Source organism: Aureivirga marina, from assembly GCF_015767265.1.
Lineage (GTDB): Bacteria > Bacteroidota > Bacteroidia > Flavobacteriales > Flavobacteriaceae > Aureivirga > Aureivirga marina.
On sequence record NZ_JADPIB010000006.1, the window covers coordinates 13,932 to 25,982 of the forward strand.

Here is a 12,051-nt window from a genome sequence, read left to right on the forward strand (position 1 = left end):
CTTTCGCTTATGAACATTACAAAATTCTCTATAGATAGAAATAGAATCACGTTTACGATTCTTTTCACCATTATCATTATGGGGCTTGTTTTATACCAATCTCTTTCTAGAGATAGTATGCCTCCATACACAGTTCGAGTTGCAACAGTTGTTTCGTCTTTTCCAGGAGCTAGTCCAGAAAGAGTTGAAGAATTAGTTACAGATAAAATTGAAAAAGTTGCACAAGAACTTCCAGAATTAAAAGAAGTTTCAAGTACATCAAGAACAGGACTTTCTGTAGTTTCTGTTACTTTAAAAGATGAAGTAAAACCAGATAAATTACAAGCTGTTTGGGATCGACTTCGAAGAAAATTAGCAGATTTAGATAATATTCCACAAAATGTACAACCGCAATTAAAAGATGATGATGTAGGAGTTGTTTATGGAATTAGTTTGGGTTTAATTAGTGATGGAATTTCTTATGCTGAAATGAAAGATTTTGCAGATGATATTCGAGATGAATTAATCAAACTTCCAGATGCTGCAAAAGTAGAACTTGGAGGTGTACAAGATGAACGAGTTTTTATCGAATTTGATAATGCAAAGCTAAAAGAATATGGTTTAACTTCTAGTATTCTTCAAAATATTATTCAAAGCACAAATATTTTGAGTTCTGGTGGTGAAATTAATGTAGAAGATGAAAGAATTATTTTAGAACCAACTGGAAATTTTAATTCTATAAATGATATTAAAAAAACTTTAGTTCCTGTTGGTGATGGTTCTGTGGTAGTAAACTTGGAAGATATTACAAAAATTTCTAGAGGTTATATTGATCCTGCTAGTCAAATTGTAACAGTAGATGGAAAAAATGCTATTTCACTTCATGTTTCTCTAAAATCTGGAGCAAATGTCATTCAGCTTGGAGAAAGTATCAATGAATTAATTGATAAAAACATGGAATTCTTACCAATTGGTTTGGAATTAAAAAGAATCGCTTCTATCGATTATTACATTCAAAACAAAATTGACGATTTCATGAGTAATCTTGTACAATCAATTATTATTGTTTTGGCTGTAATGCTGATTTTCCTTGGATTTAGAACAGGAATTATCATTGCAAGTTTAATTCCAATTGTAACAATCATGACTTTGATGATTATGGGTGTTATTAATGTTGGATTAAATCAGGTTACGCTCGCTGCGCTCATCATGGCTCTGGGAATGATGGTGGATAATGCTATTGTTGTTAGTGAATCCATCATTGTTAAAATGGAAGAAGGAATGTCCGCCAAAGAAGCAGCAGTTTCTTCAAGTTCAGAATTATTAGTTCCACTTTTAATTTCTACACTTACAACCTCAGCAGCTTTTCTTTCCTTTTTCTTAGCAGAATCAACTATGGGAGATATTGTAGGACCAATTTTCGTTGTAATTACAATTGCCCTACTTTCTTCTTGGATAGTCGCTCTTTCTGTTGTTGCTCTTTTCTGTTATATGTTTATTAAAATCAAAAAAAATGGAAAAGAAAGTTTCTTTGATAAGTTTATTAGTTATTTAAAACGAATTTACAATACATACATCATTATTGCTCTTAAAAACAAATGGAAAATTATCATTGCTATTGTAGTATTGTTTTTCGGTTCAATTTGGGGATTTACAAAACTTCCTTTTGTTTTCTTCCCAGATAGTGATCGAAATTTAATCACCGTAGATATTAATCTTCCTTTAGGAACTAAAATTGAAAGAACTGAAGAAATTGTACAAGAAATTGAGCAATATATCATTGATTCACTTCTAGTAAATACAGAAAGACAAAAAGGTGTTTTAAATTGGTCTTCTTTCGTTGGTCAAGGTCCAGAATCTTATGATTTAGGTTATACTCCAGACGAAGCAAATTCAAGTTATGCACATATGCTTGTCAATACTTCCAATTTTTTAGATAATAATCATGTAATTGAAAAATTAGATCATTATTGTTTTTATACCTATCCTAATGCAGATATTAAAGTCGGTCCTCTTGGAGCTGGTGGTGGAGGAACGCCAATTGAGATTAAAGTTTCAGGGGATAACCCTGATGAATTAGCAAACATATCAGAAGCAATTAAAGATAAACTAAGTTCTATTCAAGGAACAAAAAATGTAAAAGATGATTGGGGACCACAGAGTAAAAAGTTTGTAATTGATATTGATCAGAACAAAGCGCAACGAGCAGGAATTACAAATCAAGATATTGCAACTTCGTTACAAACTGTTTTAGATGGTTACCAAACTGGAGAATATCGTGAAGAAAATACTTCGATACCAATTATTATGCGAAGTAATGAAGGACAACAACTTTCACTTACATTATTGGAAACTTTAAGTGTATATGCTCAAAATTCTGGGAAAAGTGTACCACTTTTAGAAGTTGCTTCGATTATTCCAGAATGGCAATATGCAAAAATTAAACGTTTGGATTTAAATAGAACGATTAATGTACAATCGGAAATTACTGAAAATGCCAACACCGCAGCAATTATGTCTGAAGTTACGCCTTGGTTAGATGAACAAGCAAAAAACTGGCCGAATAATTATTTCTATCAATTAGGTGGAGATGCAAAAAATACTTCTGAAAATATGGGAGCAGTAATTAAATACCTTCCTCTTTCTGGATTTATTATTCTAATCTTATTAATTATTCAATTTAATTCTTTTCGAAAAACTTTTATGGTCTTAACCACTATTCCACTTGGAATTATTGGAGTTGTAATTGGACTTTTCATTTTCCGATCAACTTTTGGATTTATGGCATTTTTAGGAGTTATTTCTCTTGCAGGAATTGTAATTAATAATGCAATTGTCCTCATTGACCGAATTGAAATTGAATTAAAAAATGGATTAGAACCACAAAAAGCAATTGTTGAAGCTTGTTTACAAAGATTCCGACCAATTCTTTTGACAGCATTTACAACTGTTTTAGGATTAATTCCACTTTATTTAGGTGGTGGAGCAATGTGGGAACCGATGGCAGTTACAATTATGGTTGGTTTACTTTTCGGAACAATCATTACCTTAGTTTTCATTCCATCTTTATATAGTATTTTATATAAAGTTCATTATAAAGAAGATTAAATTTAACCAAAAAGCACTTTAAATTTTGTAAATTTGAAGTGCTTTTTATTTTAAATATCTATGAAAATATTACATGCAATAAATCAGCTATTTAACCATTATCGATATGAATTATATTTTTTCACTATCGTCCTAAGTTTATTTAGTTCCCTTTTCTTTTCACCATTTGATGTTGCTCGATTTTCTACTTTTTTCTTTATTCTAAATTTAATATCAGGAATTAATTTAATTATTCGTCAAAATAGAAATGCGAAAATCTTGTATAGTTTATGGTTCTTGATTCTTTTTGTTTTTATCAATAATTTATTTGATGAAAGTTCTAATGGAGATGAATTAAGTTCTTTATTAATTTTCCTTTTAATTTATTCTTTTTTTACCATCGAAATTATTCGTCAAATCTGGAATACTAAAACGGTAAGTAAAAACGTAATTCTTGGAATTATGAGTGGTTATATTTCATTAGGATTAGTTGGTTTTTTTATTTTTATGATTTTAGAAGTTTATAATCCAAATTCATTTGATGCAATCATAATTACCCAAAATAATGTAATAACAAGCGCAGAAAGTTTATTGTATTATAGTTTTATCACATTGATGACAATTGGATATGGAGATATTGTTCCTTCTACACAAATAGCACAAAAAGCAACAATGCTTTTAGGTTTATCAGGTCAATTTTATATGGTAATTATTACAGCTGTTGTTGTAGGAAAATATGTTAATACACATCCAACAAAAAAGTCTGACGAATAAGCCAGACTTTTAATTGTATATTTTCTATAAGTGAATTAAGATGCAGAATTATATTTAGCTGCTGTTCCTTCAAGCATTTTTTCAAATTTCTTTTCTAAAACTTGAATTTCTTCTGATTTATCTAAAAGTGTAGAAGTATTTCCAGATTTTAATTTTGAGATTGTAGCTTTAATATCACTATGAGACATAAATCTCATATAATGAGCTGTATATTTATTGAACAAAAGATGCATTTGTCTCTCTCCTTGTCCTAAGAAAGTTTTATGGTATTTTTGCTTTACGGACTTCCCTACTGCTTGAATTTTATTTTCGTAAGAAGCTTTGTAAACCATTTCTACAAGCTTTCTAGTATCTTTCTCATAATCTGTTTTTTCTTGTGCATTTACACCTAAAGTGATTATAGATAATAATAATGTAAAAATAAATTTCTTCATAGTTTAATAGATATGATTAAAAAAATTAGACATAAAAACTGGCTTAACAAAATGTCAAACCAGATTTATTTAGATTTATAAAAAGCAATTTAAAATTTTTGTTCTAAAAACAAATTATTTTAAACTATTTATTTTAAATTATTGAAATAATGGTAAATCACTCATTAAATCGTTTACTTTATTAGAAACGTTTTCAATCACCTCTTCATTGTCCACATTAGAAAGAACTTCGTCCATTAAAGCAACAACCGTTTCCATATCTTCTTCTTTCAGACCTCTCGTTGTTACAGCTGCAACACCAACACGAATTCCAGAAGTAATCATTGGAGACTCAGTATCAAATGGAACCATATTTTTATTTACAGTAATATCTGCATTTACTAAAGCATCTTCTGCTTGTTTCCCAGTAAGGTTTTTATTTCTTAAATCAATTAAGACCATGTGATTATCTGTTCCACCAGAAATTAATTCATAACCTCTTTTCACGAAAGCTTCTGCCATTGCAGCAGCATTTTTCTTCACTTGAACTTGATAATGTAAGAATTCATCAGTTAATGCTTCACCAAAAGCAACAGCTTTTGCAGCAATAACATGCTCTAATGGTCCACCTTGAGAACCAGGGAAAACAGCTGAATTAATTAAAGCTGACATTTTCTTTAATTTTCCGCTTTTCCATTTTAAACCAAAAGGATTTTCAAAATCTTTACCAATCATGATGATTCCTCCTCTTGGACCTCTTAATGTTTTATGTGTAGTTGTTGTTACAATATGACAATGTGGGAGTGGATCTGATAATAATCCTTTTGCAATTAATCCTGCTGGATGTGAAATATCCGCCATCAAAATAGCACCAACAGCATCTGCAATTTCTCTGAAACGCTCAAAATTCATATCTCTAGAATAAGCAGAAGCACCAGCGATAATTAATTTTGGCTTTTCTTCTTTTGCAATTCTTTCGATTTCATCGTAGTTTAATTTTCCAGTTTCTTTATCAACACCATAGAAAACATTTTCATATAATTTTCCTGAAAAATTTACTGGAGAACCATGTGTTAAATGTCCACCATGTGAAAGATCAAAACCTAAAATTTTATCTCCTGGATTTAAAACCGCTAAATAAACTGCTGCATTTGCTTGCGAACCAGAATGTGGTTGAACATTTACATATTCCGCTCCGAAAAGTTCTTTTGCTCTATCAATCGCAATTTTCTCAACGATATCTACAACTTCACATCCTCCATAATATCTTTTATCAGGATAACCTTCTGCATATTTATTCGTTAAAACAGAACCCATTGCAGCCATCACTTGATCACTTACAAAATTTTCTGAAGCAATTAATTCTAATCCTTCAATTTGTCTTTCTTTTTCGTCTTGAATTAAATCAAATATTATTGTATCGTGTTGCATTGTTTTTTAATTTTTAAAGGCTTTTAAAATAATCATCAAATATATTAAAATCTATGCAAGATACCTTGATATAAATCAGAAAAGAAATTCAAAAAAAGGGAATATTTTAAGATTTTTTCTTTATTCTATTGAGAACCAAAAATAAAGAAATCAACATAAATTACGATATTCTTTTGGTGAGATTCCTACTTTATTTGTAAACATCGTAATAAAGTATTGAGGATATTCAAATCCTAAGTCTGTTGCAATTTTAGTTATAGAATTATCTGTAAATAAAAGTTTATTTTTCGCTTTTTCTACCACATATTTATGAATAAATTCCTGCGCATTTAAATCGATTTCTTTTTTCATAATTTCATTTAAGTAAGCAGAAGAGAAAGAAAGTTTTGTAGCAAAAAACTGTACATTGGGAATGTAATTAATCGTTCCCTCCTTTCCGTCATAATAATTACTCAAACTTTGTTGAAAACGAGCGATATGTTCTTTATGAAAATCAGAGCGAGTAGTAAATTGTCTTTCATAGAAAATTTCAATTTTTTTAATTAAATCTGAAAAATGCGATTTAATCAAATGTTGTTTATCTTCTTTTATTTGCTGAAAATATGTTTCTATAATTTTAAATTCATTTTCAGAAACATGAAGAGCTTCTTCTAGTTTGTAATTAAAAAAAGGAAATTGAAATAGTTCTTCCATTTGTTCTTTTTCAAAAAAGATTGCTTTACTTTTTGAAAGAATCATTTCATCAAAAAAAGTTAAGGTAAATTCTTGGTTTGGATTTAAAAAAATCAGAGAACCAAAACGAAAATCAAAATAATTTCTTCCATATTTTTTATCTTGAAATTCATTTTTAGAAAGAATTACACCATAAATATTAGAATTGATTTGTATTTCTGGATTTTTTAGCATTTTTATATCTGAAAAATCTAAAAATTGAAACATGGAATTATTCTTCAATTTCACATCGAAAATTTTAGACAAATCAGAAATTTTATTCAAATAAAGCATAATCCCAAAGTTTCATTTCCCAATAGTTTAAAAATAAGCAAAAGCAAGTAAATTCTGGTTATACAAGCTTTTGTTTAACATTTTTTCTCTTGAATTCTATTTACAAACAATAGACCAAAAAGAGTATCTACAAATTATTCTGAAGAAATTCGATTTTCAAAATTTCAAAATTCATAGAAAAAATAGAAATGAAAAATAAAATCTATAAAAATATTTTTTCATAAAATTAAGTACGTTTAAAATTATATGCTTTAAATTAGTTTACTAAATTTGCGCTCTAAATAAAAAATAATGAGATTACACAGAAATTTAGTTTTTACAGTTATAGATTCATTAGATCTTATTTTTAATCAAGGTTATTATGCTGATCAAGTTGTATCAAAAGCCTTGAAAAAAGATAAAAGATGGGGAGCAAGAGATAGACATTTTGTTGCAGAAACAATTTATGAGATTGTACGTTGGAAAAGACTTTACAATGAAATTGCTGGAACTAAAAACCATTTTACTCGTGAAAATCTTTGGAAAATATTTGCAGTTTGGGCAGTTTTAAATGAAGTTCAATTACCAGATTGGAAATATTTTGAAAATACACCTGTAAGAAGAATTCGTGGAAGAAATAATGAATTTCAAAATAATAGAGCAATCCGTGAGTCTATTCCAGAATGGATGGATAAAGTTGCTGTAGAAGAATTAGGTGTAGAACGTTGGGAAAAAGAATTAAAAGCGTTAAACAAACAAGCTCCTGTTGTTCTTCGTACAAATACTTTAAAAACAAATAAACTTTTCTTACAAAAAGATTTAGATAGTATCGATATTCAAACAAAAACATTGGACGAATATCCACAAGCGTTAGAACTTGTAGAACGTAAAAATGTTTTTATGACAGAAATCTTTAAGAAAGGGCATTTTGAAGTACAAGATGCTTCTTCTCAATTGGTTGCTGAATATTTAGATGTAAAACCTGGAATGCGTATTGTAGATACTTGTGCTGGAGCTGGTGGAAAAACTCTTCATTTAGCTGCATTGTCTGAAAATAAAGGACAAATTATTGCAATGGATATTTACAAACATAAATTAGCTGAACTTAAAAAACGTGCAAAAAGAAGTGGTGCTCACAATATTGAAACGCGTGTAATTGATTCTACAAAAGCTATTAAAAAACTAAAAGGAAAAGCGGATAGAGTTTTAATTGATGCACCTTGTAGTGGATTTGGAGTAATTAAAAGAAACCCAGATAGTAAGTGGAAATTAGAAGAATCTTTCTTAGATAGAATTCGCGCTACACAAGCTGAAATTTTAGATAGATATTCACAAATGGTAAAACCTGGAGGGAAAATGGTATATGCTACTTGTTCTATCCTACCTTCTGAAAATGAAAAGCAAGTGGAAAAATTCTTGGAAAACCATCCAGAATTTAAATTTGTAAAAGATAGAAAAGTATCTGCAACGGAAGGATACGACGGATTTTACATGGCATTATTAGAGAAATCTGAATAACCCTATTAATGTAAATATCACACAAAATATATTAAAAAAAAGCATAATCTTTAAGTATTATGCTTTTTTTTTATGATTTACATTTTATTTTAACAATAAATTTTTACAATAAACTCAAAAAACATTGAATTAATTTCAATATCTCTCATATTTTCATTTCTTTTTTTTTGATTTCCTAAATTTACTTCTATTTTTGCTTGGAATTCAATTAACAAATACTTATTTCAAACTAATGAAAAGAATTTTACTTTTATCTTTTTTAGGTATTAATTCTTTGTTTGCACAAGCGCCAGATGGATATTATGATAGTGCAACAGGAACTGGTTATACCTTAAAAACACAATTAAAGAATATTATTACAAACGGGCATGATGATCAAGGTTATGGTGCTTTATATTCAGCATACGAAAACGGAGATACAGATAACTATTATGAAAATGATGGAACTCTTTTAGATATGTATTCTGAAAATCCTACAGGAAATGATCCATATAACTACAATCATGGAGTTAAGAAATGTGGAAATTATTCAGTAGAAGGAGATTGTTATAATAGAGAACATTTATTTCCACAAGGAACTTTTAATCAAGCTTCACCGATGAGAAACGATTTCCATCATGTTGTTCCTTCAGATGGAAAAGTTAATGGATTTAGAGGAAATTTACCTTTTGGTGAAGTTTCAAATCCTAATTTAACTACACAAAATGGTTCAAAAAGAGGTCCAAATACTACAGATGGATATTCTGGAGATGTTTTCGAACCAATCGACGAATTTAAAGGTGATATCGCAAGATGTATGCTTTATTTTGCTACAAGATATGAAGATCAAGTAGGAAACTGGAGTCATGCAATGATTAATGGAACTTCTGATCAAGTTTATTCTGATTGGTTTATCGCAGTTTTATTAGATTGGCATAATCAAGATCCTGTAAATCAAAGAGAAATTGATAGAAATAATGCTGGATATAATTTCCAAGGAAATAGAAATCCATTTATTGATCACCCAGAATATGTAAATATGATTTGGGGGAATGGATTAAACTTCCCTGCTCCTGTGAATGTTGCCATTTCAGAAATTACACACACAACTGCAACTGTAAATTGGGAATATACAGCTACAGAAGTTACACCTGTTAGTTATGATGTTTATTTAAATGGTTCTCTTTTAGAAAACACAACAAATACAACAGTTTCTTTAGATAATTTGACAGAAGGAACAAACTATACTGTTTTTATTGTTGCAAAAGATGCTGATGATAATCAATCTACAGCAAGTCAAACAAAAACTTTTACAACTACTTCTGATTTTGTTTCAATTGCTTCTGAAGATTTTAGTGATTGTGATAATATCATTTTTACAGCTTATAATGAAGCAAGTGATAAAGATTGGTATTGTTACCAAAATCAATATCAAATGAATGGTTATCAAGAGGATGTTGCTAGTAAAGATTGGTTAATTACTACAAATAAAATTAATTTTAATGATTATACAGAAGAAAAATTAGGATTCTTAGTAAAGTATAAATATGGAAATTCTCCTTTAGAATTAGTATATTCTTCTAATTATGATGGAGCAGGAAACCCAGCAGATTTTACTTGGACTTCAGTTCCTAATGTTACTTTACCAATTTTTGATAGTGGTGATGAAAAAGAAGAAATCTTTGAAAATATTGATATTAGTACAATTTCTGGTGAAGTTTATATCGCTTTCAAATATTATTCAAATGGAACTCCAACAAGATGGTTAATTGACAACTTCTCTATCGTTGGAAAAAATGATGGTTCTTTAGATGTTGAAGATTCAATTATTACAAAAGAAATTTTTACTGTATATCCTAATCCAAGTGTATCAGGTAATTTTAATGTTTCTTTAAAAAATACTTCTAAAGCTTCAGTTCAAGTATATTCAATCCGTGGAAGTTTGATTCAAACCTTTGAAACTAAAGCTAAAGATTTCCAAATTTCGAACTTAAACAAAGGTATTTATATTGTGAAAATCAGTACAAATACTTCTACAGAATCTAGAAAATTAATCGTGTATTAATTTCTAGATTTCACTTTCAATATATCGTTTAAAAGCAGCTTTTCCGAAGCTGCTTTTTTTATTCTTAAAATTTAGTTAAAATATTGACTATCAATTATTTGTAAGACTGTTAAAAATTAGTTATTTTACATTTATATATCGGAATCCTCTCACGAATAATTGTAAATTTAAATCACTTTTTAAATAACTAAACCTTATTGACTATGTTGAAACAAATAAATAGCTACCGCAAAGACACTCTTGTTTATGAAATTGATCACGCAATTACGAATAATGATTTGCTAAGAATTAAGAATGCAATTGTGAATAAAGAGAAAAAACACAAGCATGTGAATTTATTCATAAAAATTAATACTTCAAATCCAATTATTAACAGATACATTCAGAAATTTAAAATTGATTTAAACGAACTGAATATATTGAATAAAGTTGTGTACTTGACGAATAAACCTCAAAGAAAAGCATCTTCTATAATTGATTCTTTTTTTACTTCTTTTTCAGAAAAACATTTTGATTTACAAGATGCAAATAATGCATGGAAATGGGTAGAAAGCGATTCATAATGGAATTTTTAGCAACTTTTTCTTTTGAGAAAAGTCAACAAATCAAAACTTAAAACAAGATTTTTCTTGGGATATACCTTTGGGATTGTATCAACAATTTTCTGGGCAGGAAATTTTATTGCTGCAATTGATATACATGAAAGCATTCCCCCAATTACTTTAAATTTCTTTCGCTGGGTAGTTGCAACAATTGTTTTAATACCTTTCAGCATAAAAATCATCAATAAGAAAAATTTTGTTTTACTAAAAAAACATTTCTTTTTTTTAAGCATTTTATCAATTACTGGAGTTTCAATTCTAAATACGTTTATTTACAAAGCTAGTCAAACTACTTCTGCTATCAATTTGTCTTTGATTGAAACCTCTGCTCCTATTTTTGTTGTTTTAATTTCTATTCTTTTTTTAAAACATAAAATCATTTTTAGAGAAATTTTAGGAATTCTCATCACTTTCTTTGGTGTAATTTATTTAATCACAAGTGGCTCTTTTGAAAAACTCTTAATGTTAGAATTTAAAAGTGGAGATTTATACATGTTAGCCGCAGCATTTTCTTTTTCTATTTATTCCATTTTTTTTAAAAGAAAACCAAAAGAACTTAGCAATCATTTTATCATTTTTTATACAATGATTCTTGGAAATATCTTCACAATCCCTTTTTTAATCTTTGAAATTCTTCATTATAAAACAGCAATTCTTTTTGATACAAAAACTGTTTTAGCAATTCTATATGTCGGAATTTTTGCTTCTTTAGCTGGATATTATTTATGGAACAAAGCTCTTTTATATATTGGTCCAGTGAAAACTTCTATTGTTTATTATTTACTTCCTGTTTTTACAAGTATTTTAGGAACCATTTATTTGGGCGAACATTTTACAATCACAAATTTAATCAGCATGATTATTATTATTTTTGGTGTAATTCTAGTTTCAAAACAAGAAAAGAAACCAATTATAGCTTCTGAAATTGATTAATATTTTTATTTAATTTTAAAATTTAAAAGTGATTCTTTTCAGCAAACTAATTTAAATTATCTTCAATAAAATGCATTTTATTCAACTTAAATTATTGTATTTTTAATAAAAATGAGATTTTATAAATATTTCTCATTAAAATTAAATTTCTTCTTTAATAATTTTTACTTCATATTACTATTATAAGTAAAAGAAAAAATAAACATTAATTATAATTTCTCAAAACTTCATTCTAATCATTATCATACCGAAAAATCGTTCTTTTATTATAGAGAACAACTATTAA

At 28.2% G+C, this 12,051-nt stretch carries 9 protein-coding genes; 6 read left to right on the forward strand and 3 right to left on the reverse strand.

The annotated features are described in order from the left end of the window. The first annotated feature begins 9 nt into the window (after positions 1-9). Positions 10-3,087, forward strand: coding sequence for an efflux RND transporter permease subunit (locus I1A51_RS13055; protein ID WP_196894600.1), 3,078 nt, complete (start codon positions 10-12; stop codon positions 3,085-3,087). A gap of 60 nt (positions 3,088-3,147) precedes the next feature. Then, positions 3,148-3,840, forward strand: a complete 693-nt coding sequence (locus I1A51_RS13060) for a potassium channel family protein (RefSeq protein ID WP_196894602.1) — start codon at positions 3,148-3,150, stop codon at positions 3,838-3,840. A 35-nt stretch (positions 3,841-3,875) separates the two neighbouring features. On the opposite strand, the gene I1A51_RS13065 is transcribed toward I1A51_RS13060, so the two are convergent. The 3 genes from I1A51_RS13065 to I1A51_RS13075 form a co-directional block, all read right to left on the reverse strand. Then, positions 3,876-4,274: a Clp protease/crotonase-like domain-containing protein gene (locus tag I1A51_RS13065; protein ID WP_196894604.1), complete on the reverse strand. Its 399-nt coding sequence runs from the start codon at positions 4,272-4,274 to the stop codon at positions 3,876-3,878. 138 nt (positions 4,275-4,412) lie between these two features. After that, entirely contained in the window at positions 4,413-5,684 is a 1,272-nt protein-coding gene (glyA, locus tag I1A51_RS13070; RefSeq protein WP_196894606.1) for a serine hydroxymethyltransferase, read from the reverse strand. A 150-nt stretch (positions 5,685-5,834) separates the two neighbouring features. After that, the gene (locus tag I1A51_RS13075; protein WP_196894608.1) at positions 5,835-6,644 is read right to left on the reverse strand and encodes a helix-turn-helix domain-containing protein; all 810 of its coding nucleotides are present in this window, start codon (positions 6,642-6,644) and stop codon (positions 5,835-5,837) included. A 336-nt stretch (positions 6,645-6,980) separates the two neighbouring features. Between I1A51_RS13075 and I1A51_RS13080 the strand changes: the two genes are divergently transcribed. The 4 genes from I1A51_RS13080 (at position 6,981) to I1A51_RS13095 (ending at position 11,765) form a co-directional block, all read left to right on the forward strand. Next, the gene (locus tag I1A51_RS13080; RefSeq protein WP_196894610.1) at positions 6,981-8,186 is read left to right on the forward strand and encodes an RsmB/NOP family class I SAM-dependent RNA methyltransferase; all 1,206 of its coding nucleotides are present in this window, start codon (positions 6,981-6,983) and stop codon (positions 8,184-8,186) included. A gap of 232 nt (positions 8,187-8,418) precedes the next feature. Continuing rightward, complete coding sequence (locus tag I1A51_RS13085; protein WP_196894612.1) at positions 8,419-10,230, forward strand: endonuclease; 1,812 nt, start codon at positions 8,419-8,421, stop codon at positions 10,228-10,230. Positions 10,231-10,433: 203 nt separating this feature from the next. After that, complete coding sequence (locus I1A51_RS13090) at positions 10,434-10,793, forward strand: SpoIIAA family protein (RefSeq protein ID WP_196894614.1); 360 nt, start codon at positions 10,434-10,436, stop codon at positions 10,791-10,793. Positions 10,794-10,859: 66 nt separating this feature from the next. Then, the gene (locus I1A51_RS13095) at positions 10,860-11,765 is read left to right on the forward strand and encodes a DMT family transporter (RefSeq protein ID WP_196894615.1); all 906 of its coding nucleotides are present in this window, start codon (positions 10,860-10,862) and stop codon (positions 11,763-11,765) included. Positions 11,766-12,051 lie beyond the last annotated feature (286 nt).